This is a genomic window from Streptomyces sp. FIT100, from assembly GCF_024584805.1.
GTDB lineage: Bacteria > Actinomycetota > Actinomycetes > Streptomycetales > Streptomycetaceae > Streptomyces.
In genome coordinates, this window is the sequence record NZ_CP075715.1 from 3839958 (window position 1) to 3856406 (window position 16449).

The 16449-nt window shown below is 72.6% G+C and carries 16 protein-coding genes and 2 tRNA genes; 11 read left to right on the plus strand and 7 right to left on the minus strand.

Translation table 11 applies throughout. The annotated features are described in order from the left end of the window. The first annotated feature begins 57 nt into the window (after nt 1-57). From KK483_RS17210 to xerC, 9 genes are all read left to right on the plus strand, one after another. Entirely contained in the window at nt 58-225 is a 168-nt protein-coding gene (locus tag KK483_RS17210) for a hypothetical protein (RefSeq protein WP_262006106.1), read from the plus strand. 22 nt (nt 226-247) lie between these two features. Beyond that, nucleotides 248-901: a DUF2637 domain-containing protein gene (locus KK483_RS17215; protein WP_262006107.1), complete on the plus strand. Its 654-nt coding sequence runs from the start codon at nt 248-250 to the stop codon at nt 899-901. A 19-nt stretch (nt 902-920) separates the two neighbouring features. Further along, the gene (locus KK483_RS17220) at nt 921-1115 is read left to right on the plus strand and encodes a mobile element transfer protein (protein ID WP_262006108.1); all 195 of its coding nucleotides are present in this window, start codon (nt 921-923) and stop codon (nt 1113-1115) included. Nucleotides 1116-1131: 16 nt separating this feature from the next. Beyond that, the gene (locus tag KK483_RS17225) at nt 1132-1287 is read left to right on the plus strand and encodes a hypothetical protein (protein ID WP_262006109.1); all 156 of its coding nucleotides are present in this window, start codon (nt 1132-1134) and stop codon (nt 1285-1287) included. Between the two features lie 23 nt (nt 1288-1310). Then, nucleotides 1311-1622 carry a SpdD-like protein gene (locus KK483_RS17230; protein WP_262006110.1) on the plus strand — a complete coding sequence of 104 codons (312 nt, stop codon included), beginning with the start codon at nt 1311-1313 and terminating at the stop codon, nt 1620-1622. A 92-nt stretch (nt 1623-1714) separates the two neighbouring features. Then, a complete protein-coding gene (locus KK483_RS17235; protein WP_262006111.1) occupies nt 1715-1900 on the plus strand; it encodes a hypothetical protein in 186 nt (61 codons plus the stop codon). Further along, nucleotides 1897-3276: a replication initiator protein RepSA gene (gene repSA / locus KK483_RS17240; protein ID WP_262006112.1), complete on the plus strand. Its 1380-nt coding sequence runs from the start codon at nt 1897-1899 to the stop codon at nt 3274-3276. Before KK483_RS17235 ends, repSA begins: the two co-directional genes overlap by 4 nt. Further along, nucleotides 3273-3479, plus strand: a complete 207-nt coding sequence (locus KK483_RS17245; protein WP_262006113.1) for an excisionase family DNA-binding protein — start codon at nt 3273-3275, stop codon at nt 3477-3479. Before repSA ends, KK483_RS17245 begins: the two co-directional genes overlap by 4 nt. Then, nucleotides 3467-4702 (plus strand): tyrosine recombinase XerC, encoded by a 1236-nt coding sequence (gene xerC, locus KK483_RS17250; RefSeq protein WP_262006114.1) that lies wholly within the window; start codon nt 3467-3469, stop codon nt 4700-4702. The genes KK483_RS17245 and xerC overlap by 13 nt, the downstream gene beginning before the upstream one ends. 87 nt (nt 4703-4789) lie before the next feature. Here the strand turns inward: xerC and KK483_RS17255 are convergent. Further along, nucleotides 4790-4862, minus strand: a tRNA-Arg gene (locus KK483_RS17255). 248 nt (nt 4863-5110) lie between these two features. After that, nucleotides 5111-5201, minus strand: a tRNA-Ser gene (locus KK483_RS17260). A 327-nt stretch (nt 5202-5528) separates the two neighbouring features. Between KK483_RS17260 and KK483_RS17265 the strand changes: the two genes are divergently transcribed. Both KK483_RS17265 and KK483_RS17270 read left to right on the plus strand, forming a co-directional pair. After that, the gene (locus KK483_RS17265) at nt 5529-6002 is read left to right on the plus strand and encodes a subtilase-type protease inhibitor (RefSeq protein ID WP_262006115.1); all 474 of its coding nucleotides are present in this window, start codon (nt 5529-5531) and stop codon (nt 6000-6002) included. 234 nt (nt 6003-6236) lie between these two features. Further along, the gene (locus KK483_RS17270) at nt 6237-10454 is read left to right on the plus strand and encodes a PAS domain-containing protein (RefSeq protein ID WP_262006116.1); all 4218 of its coding nucleotides are present in this window, start codon (nt 6237-6239) and stop codon (nt 10452-10454) included. A gap of 584 nt (nt 10455-11038) precedes the next feature. Here KK483_RS17270 and KK483_RS17275 read toward each other — a convergent pair. From KK483_RS17275 to KK483_RS17295, 5 genes are all read right to left on the minus strand, one after another. Then, nucleotides 11039-12700, minus strand: coding sequence for a long-chain fatty acid--CoA ligase (locus KK483_RS17275; protein ID WP_262006117.1), 1662 nt, complete (start codon nt 12698-12700; stop codon nt 11039-11041). Nucleotides 12701-12977: 277 nt separating this feature from the next. Beyond that, complete coding sequence (locus KK483_RS17280) at nt 12978-13604, minus strand: SigE family RNA polymerase sigma factor (protein ID WP_262006118.1); 627 nt, start codon at nt 13602-13604, stop codon at nt 12978-12980. Nucleotides 13605-13805: 201 nt separating this feature from the next. Beyond that, nucleotides 13806-14972: a lipid-transfer protein gene (locus tag KK483_RS17285; RefSeq protein ID WP_262006119.1), complete on the minus strand. Its 1167-nt coding sequence runs from the start codon at nt 14970-14972 to the stop codon at nt 13806-13808. Continuing rightward, on the minus strand, nt 14969-15421 hold the full coding sequence (locus KK483_RS17290; RefSeq protein ID WP_262006120.1) for a MaoC family dehydratase: 453 nt from the start codon (nt 15419-15421) through the stop codon (nt 14969-14971). Before KK483_RS17290 ends, KK483_RS17285 begins: the two co-directional genes overlap by 4 nt. Continuing rightward, nucleotides 15418-16446 (minus strand): acyl-CoA dehydrogenase family protein, encoded by a 1029-nt coding sequence (locus KK483_RS17295; protein ID WP_262006121.1) that lies wholly within the window; start codon nt 16444-16446, stop codon nt 15418-15420. Before KK483_RS17295 ends, KK483_RS17290 begins: the two co-directional genes overlap by 4 nt. Nucleotides 16447-16449 lie beyond the last annotated feature (3 nt).

A 16449-nucleotide genomic window follows, 5' to 3' on the forward strand; every position in this document is an offset into this window, starting at 1 on the left:
CGACCGCCCCGCGCCAAGTCCCTACCCCCGCCATGCCTGAAACCGGAAGGAACGCTCATGGCCACTCGTAAGCCCCGGCCGAAGAAGTGCCCGGACTGCAAGGGCGTCGGAGAGATCGCCGAGACCGTCCGTGTCGGCTCCGCCCGCAAGCTCCGCGAGACCGCCGATCGGCAGGCCGCGCTCTGCCTGACCTGCTTCGGCTCCGGTACCGCTCCGACCGCCTGACACCCCAAGAGGAGGTGGAGACATGACCCGCTCACTCCGCGTCGACGCCGTCCTGGTGCAAGCCGTGATTGCCGGGGCGCTGTCCTTCGCCCACCTGCACGACCTCGCCGCCGCTGCCGGACAGACCGGATGGAAGGCATGGGCCTACCCGGTCAGTGTCGACCTGCTCCTGGTCGCCGCCTGGCGCCGACTGCGTAACGACGGACCCTCCCGGCTGGCCTGGTGCTGGTTCCTCATCGCACTGGTCGCCTCGCTCGGCGCGAACGTCGCCACCGCCGGGTTCCTCGACCTCCAGCACCCGCCCGCGTGGCTGCGCTTCGGCATCGCCGGATGGCCCGCGCTCGCCTTCCTCGGTGGCACGCTCCTCGCCCACTCCCCGGCCGTGGCCGACCCCGACCCCGAGCCTGAACCGACGGAGAGTGCGCCGGCCGAACCGGCCCCCGCTGCTGAGCCTGCGCCCGTAGAGCCCTCGGCACCTGCCCCGGCCCTGCCCGCAGCCCCCGAGCCCGCTCCCGAACCGGCTCCCGCCGTCCCGGCCGCGCTGGTCGACCACGCCCGCAAGGTCGCCGACGACCACCACGCCCGTACCGGCAGCCCGATCGACACCGACACCCTGCGTGCCCGCCTCGGCGTCCCCGGCCCGATGGCCGACGCCATCGCCGCCCAACTCGCCTGACCAGAAGGGAGAACTCGTCATGCCCGCTCGCGACCACTTCCACTCCGTGATGCGGATCGGTCCCGTACAGATCGGCACCCACCGCGACCGGCACGGCCGCACCAAGCACGCCGCCGTATGCACCGCCGACCGCTGCGGCTGGTCCGCCGACTACGCCAGCCAGACGGCTGCCCAGCTCGCCGCCCGCACCCACCGCTGCCGCATCACCGACTGACCGGGAGATCACCGCCATGGACGTACCGCTCTGGCTCGCCCTCATCGTCGTCGGCGCCCTCGGCATCAAGCTCATCCGCCCGCCCTGGTGGCTCGTCGCCGTACTCCTCCTCGGCGGCTACCTCCTCGCCGACAGCCTCCTGGCCCCCGTCATCGACACCGCCGTCAAGTAGCCCACGCAGAAGGGAGAACCACCATGCTCCGCCCGAAGATCCCCACCATGCCGACACCGACCGGCATCGTCACCCCGCCCACCGCCAATCCGACCGCGATCGTCCAGCACACCCCGGCCCCGGCATCCGTCGTCCCGGCGGCGCCGCCCCGCCCCACCGTGCAACTCACGCCCGGCGCTCTGGTCGCCCTCGTCGGTGGCGGCACCGCCGTGGTGCTCGTCGTCGGCGCCGTCCTGGTCTCGATGCTCCTCGCGGTTGCCATCACCGCCGCCTCGGTCGCGGTCTGCGCCGTCGTGCTCCGCTCGCTGCTCGCCTCCGAGACCAAGCGCCGCTGAACGGCTCCCGGGGCGGTCTCAACCGCCAAGTATCCGCCGCCCCGGAAGCCGTGCCCCTGCCCGAACCAACCGATCCGGAAGGAACGTCCATCATGGCCCAGCCCACCAGCCCCGCCGCGCGGGTCTGCTCGAACTGCGACGGCTTCCCCAGCGTGAAGGTCACCCTCGGCGGCCGTAACCGCGCCGGACACCTGCGCACCATCACCGTCCACTGCCCGGCCTGCCACGGCACCGGCACCCGCCCCGCCCGCCGCGTCCTCGCCGAGGTGGCCGCGTGACCGACACCGCCACCCTGGCGGGCCTGGACCCGGTCATCCTCAGCGATGTGCTGCGGGTGGCCGGGGCCCCCGGCTTCGACCGCTGGAAAGACCAGGTGCACCGCACCGGCGGGTGCTCCGACCCGATCCACCTCACCGGCTGGACCCTCGCCAAGGACAAGACAACCGGCGAGACACTGCGCCGGTACTCGACCGACACCGAGCCCGACGGACGACTCCGCGTCGCGTGCGGCAACCGCCGTGCCTCCCGCTGCCCTTCCTGCGCCTACACCTACGCGGGGGACACCTACCACCTCATCCGCGCGGGCCTGGCCGGTGACGAGTCCAAAGACATCCCCGCCACCGTCCGGGACCACCCCCGGGTGTTCACCACCCTCACCGCACCGTCGTTCGGCCCGGTTCACAACCGTCCCGACCGTGGCGTCTGCCGCTGCGGTACCCGCCACCTCGAAGACGCCCCGGCCCTCGGCACCGCGTTAGACCCGGCCACGTACGACTACGCCGGAACAGTCCTCTTCAACAACCACGCAGGCCAGCTGTGGCAGCGCTTCACCACCCGGCTCCGCCGCGAGATCGCTGCCCGCGCCGGACTCTCCCAGCGTGACCTCAAAGATGTGCTGCGCCTCTCCTACGGCAAGGTCGCCGAGTTCCAGAAGCGCGGAGCGATCCACTTCCACGCTGTGATCCGCCTCGACGGACCCGACGGCCCCGACACGGCACCGCCCTCCTGGGCCACCGTGCAGCTGCTCACCGATGCGATCCGCGCCGCCGTCGCCCACTCCTACACCTCGATCACCGTCCCGGCCGCCGGGGACCAGCCCCGCCGGCCGTTCCGCTGGGGTCAACAGCTCGACATCCGACCGGTCAAAGCCTTCGGCGACGGCTCCGACATCACCGAACAGGCCGTCGCCTCCTACGTCGCCAAGTACGCCACCAAAGCCGCCGAATCAACCGGCAGCCTCGACCGCCGCATCGGCAACCGGGAAGTCCTCCACCTCCTGGACGTGCCCGACCACCCCCGCCGCCTCATCGAAGCCTGCCTCGAACTCGCCCCGCTCTACCCCGACCGGAAGCTGGACACCTGGGCCCACATGCTCGGCTTCCGCGGCCACTTCTCCACCAAATCCCGCCGCTACTCCACCACCCTCGGCGCCCTCCGCCAGATCCGAGCCGACTACCGCGCCGCCCAGGACCAAGACGCCCTCGGCGACCCCGACACCGTGCTCGTCCTCGCCTCCTGGGAGTACGCCGGACACGGCCACACCCCCGGCGAATCCGTCCTCGCCGCCACGATCGCCAGAGACCTCCAGCTCAACCGCGAAACCGCCCGCGAAGCCCTGCAAGACCAACTCGCCCTGGAAGGAGTCACCGCATGACCAGCACCGTGATCGAGCGGAAGTGGCACACCACCGCCGAGGTCGCCGACATGCTCGGCTTCGGCCTGTCCAAGACCAAGATGCTGGTGCTCACCGGGGAGATCCGCTCCGTCAAGGTCGGCCGTAACCGCCGCATCCTCCCCGCCTGGGTCGACGAGTACGTCCAGCGCGTCACCGCCAACACCGAAGGGTGGGCGGCATGAGCGGCAAGCGTGGCAACGGCGAGGGCTCCATCTACCCGTACAAGGGCGGCTACGCGGCCTACGTCTGGGTCACCAAGCCGGACGGGAAGCGGGCCAGGAAGTACGCCTACGGCAAGACCCGCGAGGAGGTCCACGAGAAGTGGCTCAACCTCCATGCCGAGGCGAAGAAGGGCCCGGTCGCCACCCGGCATCGAACGCTCGCGGCGTTCCTCTCGTACTGGCTCGACTCGATCGTGAAGCCCAACCTCGCCCCGCTGTCGTATGTCTCGTACGAGGGCTACGTGCGGCTCTACATCGCCCCTCATCTCGGCGCGAAGCGGCTCGACAAGCTCACCGTGCGGGACGTGCGCGAGTGGCTGACCAAGCTCGCGACCATCTGCCAGTGCTGCGCCCAGGGCAAGGACGCAAAGCGGGAGGCTTACCGGCGGAAGTGCTGCGCGGTCGGCGACTGCTGCGAGTCATACCCGTCCCGCCGGGTGATCCAGGGTTCCCGCGATGCCCTGCGGGCCGCGTTGACCCACGCCGTGACCGAGGAGGAGATCAGCAAGAACGTCGCCTCCCTCGTGAAGGTGCCCAAGCCTCGTCGCCGCCGGATCAAGCCGTGGTCCGTCGCCGAGGCAGGCCGGTTCCTGGCCGATGCCGCCGCCCGGGATGACCACCTCTTCGCGGCCTGGGTGCTCGTGCTGTGCCTCGGGCTCCGCCGTGGTGAGGTGCTCGGCCTGACGTGGAAGTCCGTCGACTTCGAAACCGGCGAGCTGTACGTGGATCACCAGATCCAGCGCGCTGGGCGTCAGATCCTCCACCGCGAGACCAAGACGGAGGACTCGGACGACTTCCTGCCTCTGCCGACACTCTGCCTCAAGGCCCTGCGCATGCGCCGCGCCCAGCAGCTTGGGGACCGGAAAGCCGCCGGGGAGCTCTGGCAGGACGGCCATGACCTGATCTTCACCACGAAGTACGGCACGCCGATCGAGCCGGGGAACCTGACCCGCATGTTCGCTCTGCGTGCCCGTCGCGCCGGGCTCCGGGTGATCCCACTCCGGAACACCCGGCACACATGCAGCTCGCTCCTGGTCGCCCTCAAGGTCCACCCGAAGGTGGCTCAGCGCATCCTGCGGCACTCCCAGATCGCCATGACGATGGAGGTCTACGCCGAGGCGAGCGAGGAAGAAGTACGCGCCGCGATCGGCAAACTGTCCGACGCGATGGGCGGTACCGGCTGACGACGATCAGTGCGGTTGCTGTACTTCGCTGCTGTACGGCACGACAAAGCCCCCTCCGGGATGATCCCGAGGGGGCTTTGACCTGTGTGCACTCGGCAGGATTCGAACCTGCAACCTTCTGATCCGTAGTCAGATGCTCTATCCGTTAAGCTACGAGTGCTTGGCTTCTTGGGCTTTTCTGCCCGGTCGGCGTTGCGGGAACAACATTACATGACCTGCGCCGTCAGACGAAATCCATTAGCCGCACCCTGTCTGACCTGCGAAAACACTCGTACAGCGGTATGGGCGGGAGCAGTCGGGACCGGGCTCGCCCGACAGCGGACCCGGGGCCGGAGCCGGGGCCACGGCGGGACCGGGGTCGGGAACGACCGAAGCCCCGGCCGTCGGGCCGGGGCTTCGGTGTTGGGGCGGAGGCGGAGGGATTTGAACCCTCGATGGGCTTTAAGACCCAAACCGCATTAGCAGTGCGGCGCCATAGACCGGACTAGGCGACGCCTCCAGCACACCCGCGCGGGCGCGAGTGGTGCGTGCAGATGATGACACAGCCGGGTGGGGTGTCACCAATCGATCCCCACGGTACTAGGCCCGTGGGCCCCGGGGCAAAGAGCTTCCCTGGTCCGGCGGGGCAGACGGACGGGCCGGGGACGGCGGAGCACGGCGCAAGGCGCCGGAGCGAGGCCGGGGCGAGGCCTGAACGGCGGAGCGCCGGAGGGCGGCGGGGCCCCCGCTCGGGTCAGTACCGGTTGCGCAACGCGCGGGCGCGCGGAGCGTTAGAGATGCCGGGGCGCCGCCCCTTTCGTCCTTCTTACGCTCTGCAGGAGTGCCCATGCTGCGCCGCCTCGCTCTCACCACCGCCGCGACCGCCGCGCTCGTCGTCACCGCCCCGGGTACGGCCGTGTCCGCGTCCGCTGCCGCTTTCGAGCCGCTGCCACTGCCGCTGCTGCAGTCGCAGTCGCAGTCGCAGGAGACGGAGGACCGGCTCACGCTGACCACCACGGAGACCGGCAATCCGAAGGCCAACGGCACCTTCGAGCTGACCTGCGGTCCGGTGGGCGGTACGCACCCCGAGGCGGAGGCCGCCTGCGGTCGGCTGGCGGAGCTGAGCGAGGGCGGGGGTGACCCCTTCGAGGGGATTCCAGGGGACTCGATGTGCACCCAGATGTACGGCGGACGGGCCACCGCGCGGATCACCGGGACCTGGCAGGGGCGCGCCGTCGAGGCCGCCTACGACCGCACGAACGGCTGCGAGATCGACCGGTGGGAGAAGCTGGAGCCGGTCCTGCCGACCGCCAGGACGTAACCGCCCGGGGCCTGCCCCCGGCCCGACCTGGCGGCGGCACCGGGGACGCGAGGGGCGAATCGTCACGCACACGACTACTGCGTGTACACAGAACCTTGGTGAGAGCTCCCCCTCATCCGCCGCCGCACCGCCATCCCCTGCCTTTAGACTCCCTCCAGTGACAGGCTGCGGCCCGAGGGGCAAGATGGGGCCGGCCGTCCGCAAGATGCTGTAAGTCAGGGAGGAAGCGTCGTCGTGAGCAGCAGGCCATCCCGAGGCGCTGCTCGCCTCGCAGCCATACTCGACGCTCTCCCGGACGGGCTCGTCCTGGTCAACTGCAACGGCACGGTGGTCAACGCCAACACCATCGCCTTGGAGATGTTCGAGACGCCGGGTACGGCGCTGGTGGGGCGAGGGCTCCTCGATCTGCTCCCGTCCTTCGACTCGAAGCTGATCCCGGGCTCGATGCGGCGCCCCGAGGCCGCCGACGAGCGCGGCCGTACGAAGCCCACCCGGATGGTCGCGCGGCGCACCGACGGCAGCGAGTTCCCCGCCGAGGTCACCAGCGCGAGCCTGGAGGACGGCCGGGAGGCGTACGCCTCGTACGGCAGCGGTGGCAGCGGGGGCGGCGGCACCGGCGCCAGCTACACCGGCGACGAGCTGCTCATGCTGGTCGTGCGCGATCTCTCCGGCGCCATGGACACCGAGGCCGAACTCGCCCGTTCCCAGCGGCAGACCGAGATGATCCTGCGGGCCGCCGCCGAGGGTGTCGTCGGTACGGACACCGAGGGCCGGGTCGTGCTCGTGAACCCTGCCGCCGCGCAGATCCTGGGCTTCCGCGCCAGCGACCTGGGCGGCAAGGAGCTGCACCCGCTGATCCTGCACTCGCGGCCGGACGGCGAGTCGTTCCCGTACGAGGAGTCGCCGCTCGCGGACACGCTCAAATCAGGGCGCAAGCACCGGGTCCGCGGGCAGGTGCTGTACGCGAAGGACGGCTCGCAGGTACCCGTCGACCTGACGACGGCGCCGGTGCGGGACGGGGACCAGCTGGTCGGCGCGGTGATGACGTTCACCGACCGGCGGCCCTACGAGCAGCAGGCGCGCAAGCACGCCGCCGAGATCACCGAGCGCGACGAGCGGCACTCCGCGGAGCTCGCGGAGCTGACCGGGAAGCACGCCGCGGAGCTCGGCGGCCTCACCGAGAAGCACGCGGCCGAGCTCGCGGACAGGACGGCCGAGCTGGCCGACAAGACGGAGCGGTACGCGGCGGAGGCCGAGGAGCGCGACGAGCGCCTCGCCTCGCTCACCGCCCGTCACGACCAGCTGACCGCCGTCCTCGGCGATGCGCTGCGCGGGCCGCTGGAGGAGCTGCGCGGCGAGCTCGGGAAGCTCGCCGCCGACCCGGCAGGGCAGCTGTGGCCCGAGGCCAACCAGATCCTGCACCACCTCGCCGCCGGGTACGCCCGGATGACCACGCTGGTCGACAACGTCCTCGGCTTCCAGCGCCTGCACGCGGGCGCCGAGCCGCTGCTGCGGGCGAACGTGCTGCTCGACGGGGTCGTGGCGGCGGGTGTCGACGGCGCGGTCGAACTGATCGGCCCGGGGCGCGCTCAGTTCGCGGTGCACGCCCCGCCGATCGAGGCCGAGGTGGACGCGGCACGGCTGGCAACGGCCCTGGCCCATCTGATCGCGGACGTCGCCGGGGTCGACTCGACCGGCAGGACCCGGGTCGTGGCGGCCGGGGCGGCCGGCGGCTACGTCGACTCGACGATCGTGGTCGCGGCGGCGCAGCGCGGCGATGTCGTACGGATCGAGGTGCGCGGACCGTACCCGGGGGGCGACCCGGTGCACGAGCCGATCGTCCGCGGGATCGTGACCGCGCACGGCGGTGTGCTGCAGACGCACGAGGTGCCGGGGATGAGCGGCAGCGCGTACGTGCTGGAGGTGCCGCTGGGGGAGGGCGCGGGCACGGTGACGCCGCCGCCGCCCGCCGAGATCGCGCAGGCCGCTCCGGTCGGTACGTCCGGCAACGTGTCCGGGAGCACGTCCGGGAACGTTTCCGGTGGCGGCGGGCGCAGGCGTGCGCGGCGGGCGTCCACGGACGCGTTCCTGGAGAGCCCCATGGATCCGGAGGCGACCGGCGAACCGTCGGGGCGGCGCCGGGCAGCCGGTCATGCGGACGGGGACTCCGACGGCGGTGCGGGTGCTGGTGCGGGTCCCGGTGCGGGTGCTGGTAACGGCGCCGGTGCGGGCGGCGCGGGCGGCGGCACCGGCCGTCGTCGCGGACGTCCGAGCCCGGCCGAGACGGCCGATGGCGCCGTCGTCACCGCGGCGGAAGGGGCCGCCGGGGGCGGGCGCCCCGCGCTGGGCGACACCGTCCCGCCGCAGGGCATGGCCCCGGAGGCGCAGACCGGCCGGCCCACCGGCCGTCGGGCCCGGCGGGCCGAGGCGTCGTCGTTGCCCGCGCTGCCGGCGGCCCCGAACGCCCCGACTACCCCGAACGCCCCGACGGCGCCGGAGGGCGCGACCGCCGGACAGGACAACGCAGGCATCCCCGTGCCCGGGCCCGGCGCGGCGCCTGCCGCCACCGGATGGCCCGTACCCGGCCAGAACAATCCGCCGGCCGAGACCGGCGCCGGCGCGTTGGAGCCGGCGGGGGCCATCGCGCAGCCGGCCGGGCGCCGTGCGCGAAGGGCACTCGGCGGGCCGAGCGCGGGTTCGGGCACGAGCGCGAGCACGGGTGCCGGTGCGCAGGAGCAGGTCAGGAGCAACCAGGCCGCGCAGGTGCGCAGCGCCTTCGCGCTGCCGCCTGCCGACGCCGACCGGGTACCCGCTCCGGTCCCACCGACGGCCCCGGCCGCCCCGGCTACCCCGGTCGCCCCGGTCGCCCCGGTCGCCGAGCGGCGCCACGACGCCGCACCCGTCGCGGCGGGCACCGACCACACCCCTCCGCAGCCGCACCCCGTACCCACCGGGCGGCGCCGGGCGCGCCCGGCGGCAGCGCCGGAGCCGGAGTGGACCGCGAACGGAACGTCAACGTCCGGGCATGGCCCGGCCGTGAACGAGGGCGCCGCGGCACCCGCGCAGGCCGGAGGCGGCGACAGCGGCTCCGTACCGCTGCCTCCCTCGGCTCTCACTCCCGCTCCCGCGCCCACGCCTGCTTCGGCCGCCCCTCTCGCTCCTGCCGCTCCTGCTGCTCCCGGTGAGCCGCGGCGTGCCGCGCAGCCGCTGCCCGCGGAGGCACCGCTGCCCGCAGACGCCTCGCTCGGCAGGTCGTTCAGTGTGCGCACGCTCGGCCAGGGCGTACCGTTCGCCCAGCATGCCGCCGGGCAGAGCGGACAGACCGGGCAGAGTGCCGCTGTCGCGCCGCCACGGCAGGCGCCGCCGTCACCTTCGCCGAACGGCACGCTCGGGCAGAACCCGTCACAGAGCCAGACGCTCGCGGGCCGCCGCCGAAAGCTGGCCACCCCGCCCGAGAGCGACAGCCGCGGGGAGCGCGCGCTTCCCGAGACGACCGCCCGCCCGCACCCGCAGCTCCAGCCGACGCCCACGCCGGGGCAGTCCGGGCAGTCCGGGCATTTGGCGCAGCCCCAGCAGCCCTTGCAGCGGCTCGCCGCCCCGGCCGAGGGCAGGGCTTACGCGATCGGCGCGCCGGACGAGGGCGCCGAAGGGCCCGAGCCGCTCGACGGCCCCGGCGGCGCCGTCGAGGTCGCGAACCAGCCCGCCCCCGTACCCGTGGACGACGAGCTTCCACCGGAGCCGCTGGACAACCCGCGCCGACTGCTCGTCTGGCCCGCGCCGGACGTCGCCACGCAGCAGGCCCTGAGCGACCGCGGCTACCGCCCCGTGATCGTGCACTCGCGCGAGGAGGTGGACGCGCAGATCGCGGCGTTCCCCGCGGCGCTCTTCGTCGACCCGCTGACCGGCCCCATCACCCGTACCGCGCTCCAGTCGCTGCGCCGGGCGGCGGTCGCGGCCGAGGTGCCGGTGCTGCTCGCGGCCGGTCTGGGGCAGGCGACGCGCGAGGCGGCATACGGCGCCGACCCCGCCGTACTGCTGAAGGCGCTGGCGCCGCGCGACAGCGAGCAGCATCCGTCGCGGGTGCTGCTGATCGAGGAGCACAACGACATCGCGACCGCGCTGACGGCGACGCTGGAGCGGCGCGGGATGCAGGTCGGGCGGGCCGGGGGCGACGCGGACGCGGTCGCGCTGGCGCAGCAGATGCGGCCGAACCTGGTGGTGATGGACCTGATGCAGGTACGCCGCCGGAGGGCCGGGATCATCGACTGGCTGCGGGCGAACGGCCAGCTGAACCACACCCCGCTCGTCGTCTACACCTCGGCCGGACTCGACCGTGCCGAGCTGCCCTCGCTGTCGTCGGGCGAGACCGTGCTGTTCCTCGCGGAGCGTTCCACGAGCGCCGAGGTGCAGGAGCGGATCGTGGACCTGCTCGCGAAGATCGGTACGAACTGACCCGGCGCGCCGCGCCGGTCGGCGTCGCTGAACCGGTGCCGCCGCGCCCCGCGCCACTGAGCCGGTGTAGCTGAGCCAGTGCCGCCGTGCCGATGTCGTTGAGCCCTGCGCCGCGGAGGCGTGCCGCCGGCGCTGATCCGCCTATTTCGTCGTGAGCGCCGCGCCGCCGCGTGGACCGATGAGCGCAGCCGTTCGCGGTCCTCGTCCGGGCTGTCGATGACGATTCTGCGCATCTGCGGCTCGGCGGTGGACCAGCCGACGAACGCGAGCAGTCTGCGACGCGTCGGCGAAGGCGGCGATCTTCCGGTCGTCGTGCTTCTGCCGGCGAGCAGTACGGCATGCCGACCGGGGCAGCCGGCCCCTTCGGACATTTCGGGCCGGCGGCGAGTGTCGTCGCACCGCTCGCGAGGGGCAGCCGGACGGACTGCCGTGCGGGCACACGGGGCCGTGGGCGGGGCCGTATGCCGGGGCCGTGCGCGCGGGCCGTATGCCGGGGCCGAGTGCCGGACCGCACGGGGGGGGCCGCGCGGAAGGGGCCGTGCGCCGGGTGGGACGCAGGAGTCGGTCCCACCCGGCGTACCGGCTCAGACGTGCGTGACGTCCAGCTCGCCCTCCGCGTACTGCCTGCGGATCACCTTCTTGTCGAACTTCCCGACGCTCGTCTTCGGCACCGCCGGGATGATCGCCCAGCGCTCCGGCAGCTGCCACTTCGCGATCTTGCCGGCGAGGAACTCCTTCAGCGACGCGTAGTCGGCCGTCGCACCGTCCTTGAGGACGACCGTGGCCAGCGGGCGCTCGCCCCACTTCGCGTCCGGGACGGCGACGACGGCCGCCTCCGCCACCTCGGGGTGCGCCATCAGTGCGTTCTCCAGCTCGACGGAGGAGATCCACTCACCGCCGGACTTGATGACGTCCTTGGCCCGGTCGGTGAGGGTGAGGAAGCCCTCGGGGCTGATGACGCCGACGTCACCGGTCTTCAGCCAGCCGTCCTCGCTGAACTTGTCCTCGGGCCTCAGCGCCCCGTCCGGCTCGCCGGACGCCGCGCCGCCGTAGTACGCGCCCGCGATCCACGGGCCGCGCACCTCCAGCTCGCCGGCGGACTCGCCGTCCCACGGCAGGAACTCATCGGCCGGGCCGCGCAGCCGCGCCTCCACACCGGCCGGGAACCGCCCCTGGGTGAGGCGGTACCCCAACTCCGCGTCGGTGCCGACCGCATGGGCCGGCGGACGGGCGATCGTGCCGAGCGGGGAGGTCTCCGTCATGCCCCAGGCGTGGCAGACGCGCATGCCCAGGCTGTCGAACGCCTCCATGAGGGACGGCGGGCAGGCGGAGCCGCCGATGGTGACCTGGGTGAGGGAGCTGACATCCCGCGGTTTCGCGGTGAGCTCGGCGAGCAGCCCCTGCCAGATGGTGGGGACCGCGGCGGCGTGGGTCGGCTTCTCGGTCTCGATCATCTCGGCGAGCGGGCCCGGCTGGAGGAAGCGGTCGGGCATCAGCATGTTCACGCCGGTCATCAGGACGGCGTGCGGCAGTCCCCAGGCGTTGACATGGAACTGCGGGACGACCACCAGGCTGGTGTCGGAGTCCGTGAGCCCCATCGACTGGGCCATGTTGACCTGCATCGAGTGCAGATAGATGGAGCGGTGGGAGTAGACGACGCCCTTGGGGTCGCCGGTGGTGCCGGAGGTGTAGCACATGGCCGCGGCGGACCTCTCGTCCAGCTCCGGCCAGTCGTACGTCACCGGCTTCCCGGCGATCAGCTCCTCGTACTCGTGGACCTGCGCCCGCGCGCCCTCAAGGACCGAGCGGTCGCCCGGGCCGGACACGACGATGTGCTCGACGGTCGGCAGCTGCGGCAGCAGCGGGGCGAGCAGCGGCAGCAGGGAGCCGTTGACGATCACGACCCGGTCGGCGGCGTGGTTGACGATGAAGACCAACTGCTCGACGGGGAGCCGGAGGTTGAGCGTGTGCAGCACCGCACCCATGCAGGGGATCGCGTAGTACGCCTCCACGTGCTCGGCGTTGTTCCACATCAGCGTGGCGATGCGCTGGTCGCCCTCGACGCCGAGGTCCTCGCGCAGGGCGTGTGCCAACTGCGCGGTGCGCTCGCCGAGTTCGCGATACGTGCGGCGCTGCGGCTCGGCCTCACCGGTCCATGTCGTGACCTGTGAAGTGCCGTGGATCGCCATCCCGTGCTTCAGGATGCGAGTGACGGTCAGCGGTACGTCCTGCATGGTGCTCAGCACGGCGTCCTCCCGGTGGGCGCGCAGCTCTCGGCCGGGGGCGTCCTCCCCCGGACCCCGGCCCGCATGGCAGTAAGGGTGTGGAGATTCTGCGCACATACCACGCGGTATGTCACTACCCCCGGGTACGAAAAGACGGGAGGACTCTTCGGGGACGCTTCGGGGAGTCTTCGGGAAAGCCCGATCGGCCGGGAGATCGGTTTCCGGTGGAGCAGTTGGCCGGGAGGCCGCCCGGGGCGCCCTGGGTACCCGGGGCACACCGGCGCCGGCGGGCCGTGCGTCAGCGCACCGGGGAGAGCTCCGGGTCGTCGCGGAGCTTGCCGAGCGCACGCGAGACCGCGCTCTTCACCGTGCCGACCGAGACGCCGAGCACCTCGGCGGTCTGGACCTCGCTGAGGTCCTCGTAGTACCGCAGGACGACCATGGCGCGCTGCCGGTCCGGGAGCTTCATGACCGCGCGCCACATCGCGTCGTGCAGCACCTGCCGCTCGGCCAGGTCCGGCTCGGGCACTCCGGTCGGCTCGGGCAGCTCCTCGCAGGCGAACTCGTCGACCTTCCGCTTGCGCCACTGCGACGTACGCGTGTTGAGCAGGGCACGGCGGACATAGCCGTCGAGCGCCCGGTGGTCCTCGATGCGGTCCCAGGCGACGTACGTCTTGGTCAGCGCGGTCTGCAGCAGATCCTCGGCGTCGCTGGGGTTGGCCGTGAGGGACCGTGCGGTTCGCAGCAGCACGGGCCCCCGCGCCCGTACGTACGACGAGAACGACGGGTACGACGGATGGGAGGGGTGCGAGGGGGCCGACGGGACCGAGGGGTGCGAGGCAGACGAGGCGCGCGCCGGACGCGGCGGGTAGGAGGGCGGCGGCGATGCGGCCCTGGAGGCGGTCGCACAGACAGGCGTGGTCATGGCTCAACGCTAGGAGCGGCCCCGCATCACGGGATCGGCCCCAGGTCCCGAACCAGGGTCCCCCTCAGGTTGTAGGGCTGGTGCGGGCCCCACCTCCTGTAGGTGGAGGGCCGTGTCCCCGCGCATCGGGGTCACGGCGCCGCTGCGCTCGGGGTGATCCGCCGGGCCTCGCTGCCCGCGCCCGTGCCGAGCAGGGCGGACTCAGCCGTCCGCACCCAGGACGAGCCCGGAGGTCGGGACTCCCGTACCGGCTGTGACCAGGGTCGTCGCCGCGCCGGGTATCTGGTTGACCGAGGTCCCTCGGAGCTGTCGGACCGCTTCCGCGATGCCGTTCATCCCGTGCAGATACGCCTCGCCCAGCTGGCCTCCATGGGTGTTGAGGGGAAGGGTGTCCGCGGCCACGAAGTCGGCCGCCTCGCCGGGCTTGCAGAAGCCGAACTCCTCCAGCTGCATCAGTACATACGGCGTGAAATGGTCATAGAGGATGCCCACCTCGATGTCGCCGGGGCCGAGCCCGGAACTCCGCCAGAGCTGGCGGGCGACCACGCCCATCTCCGGCAGTCCGGTGAGCTCGTCCCGGTAGTAGCTGGTCATCTGCTCCTGTGCCCGGCCGGCCCCCTGCGCCGCGGCGACGACCACGGCCGGCGGGTGCGGCAGGTCCCTGGCCCGCTCGACGGACGTCACCACGAGCGCCTGCCCGCCGTCCGTCTCCTGGCAGCAGTCCAGCAGCCGCAGCGGCTCGACGATCCACCGGGACGCGGCGTGGTCGGCGAGCGTGATGGGCTTCCCGTGGAAGTACGCCGCGGGATTGCGGGCGGCGTGGCGGCGGTCCACCACGGCGACCTGACCGAACGCCTCCGGGGTCAGCCCGTACGTGTGCAGATAGCGCTGGGCGGTCATGGCCACCCAGGAAGCGGGCGTGAGCAGGCCGAAGGGAAGGCTCCAGCCGAGCGCCGCACCCTCCGCCGACGGCTCCCGCTGCTGCACCCCGGAGCCGAACCGCCGGCCCGACCGCTCGTTGAACGCCCGATAGCAGACGACGACTTCGGCGACTCCGGCGGCGACGGCGAGCGCGGCCTGCTGAACGGTGGCGCAGGCCGCGCCGCCGCCGTAGTGGATACGGGAGAAGAACGACAGCTCACCGATGCCGGCCGCCTGCGCGACGGTGATCTCGGGGCTGGTGTCCATGGTGAAGGTGACCATGCCGTCGACGTCGGCGGGGGAGAGCCCTGCGTCGTCGAGGGCGGCTCGGACCGCTTCGACGGCCAGGGTCAGCTCGCTTCGCCCGGAGTCCTTGGAGAACTCGGTCGCCCCGATCCCGACCACCGCCGCCCGCCCGCCGAGCGAGTCGGCACCGCGCACACTCATGACCCCGTCTCCTCGCTGCCGGCGCCCTCGGTCACGGGAACGGGCACGGGCATGGGCATGGGCATGGGCATGGTGACGGTCACGGTGACCGTGCCGGTGACGTGGTGGCCGATGCCGTTCGCCCCGACGACACGGACCTGGGCGGTGTCCCCGTCGACCTCGGTGACCGTGCCGGTCAGCGTCATCGTGTCGCCGGGGTAATTGGGCGCGCCGAGCCGTATCGCGACCCTGCGGAGCACGGCGGAGGGGCCGAAGTGGTCCGTGATGTACCGGCCGACGAGCCCGTTGGTGGTCAGGATGTTCATGAAGATGTCCGGCGAGCCCTTCTCCCGCGCGAGTTCGGCGTCATGGTGCACGTCCTGGTAGTCCCGGGAGGCGATGGCTCCCGCGACGATCAGGGTGCGGGTGATGGGGATGGTGAGCGGGGGCAGTTCGTCACCGGACTTCATGCCGCATCCTCCTTTGCGAGCAACGTGCCGAGTTCGTCGAGAAGTCGGGCGCCGCAGCCCAGATACGCGTCAAGCTGGCGGCCCCACAGGAAGTGCCGGTGGACCGGGTGGTCGAGATCGGCGCCGAGTCCGCCGTGCAGATGCTGGCCGGTGTGGACGACCCGGGTGCCCGCTTCCGCCGCCCACCAGCCGGCGGCCAGCGCGTGCGTGGCGCACGGCAGCCCTTCGTCGTACCGCCAGGCCGCCTCGTACGCCGTGACCCGGATCGCCTCCGTGTCCATGTACGCGTCGGCCGCGCGGAGTTGTACCGCCTGCTTGGTGGCGAGCGGGCGCCCGAACTGCTCCCGCACCGACGTGTACGCAACGGCACGGGCGAGCGAGCCCGCGCAGACGCCCGCCTGGAGCCCGGCGAACGCGACACGCGCGGCGGTGAGCACGTCCTCGTAAGCGGTGCCGTCGCCGAGTCGCTCGCCGGGCACGCCGTCCAGGACGAGACGGGCGGCCGCCCAGGGGGCGGTGGTCTCGACGGAATCCCGCTCCGCGTCCGCCGCCCGTATCAGCCACAGAGCCCGGTCCTCGCCCGGGACCAGGACATGCGTGGCGTCCCGCAGCCAGGGCACCCAGGGGACCGTCCCGGTCAGCCGTCCGTCGCCGCCGGCCCGGATCCCGCCGCGCCACGGGAAGGCGCCGGTCGCCACCGCCGTCCCGTCCCGCAGGGCCGGCAGCAGCCGCGCCCGCTGCTCGTCGGAGCCGTGCCGGCCCACCGCGAGCAGTCCGTACACACAGGTCGCGGCGAAAGGGACCTGCGCGGTCGTACGCCCCTGCTCCTCAAGCAGCAGCACCAGGCCCAGCAGCCCGATGTCCTCGACGGCCGCGGTCAGCCCGGTCGCGCACAGCGCCTTCCACAGCTCGGCGTCAGTGCCCGTCCCGGCGGCGGTGAGCCGCTCGTGGGTGGACAGATCGCCGAAGATCCGCGCGGCCAGCTCGCGCGCCTCGGTCTGCTCCTCCGTGGGGTCGAAGTCCATGGC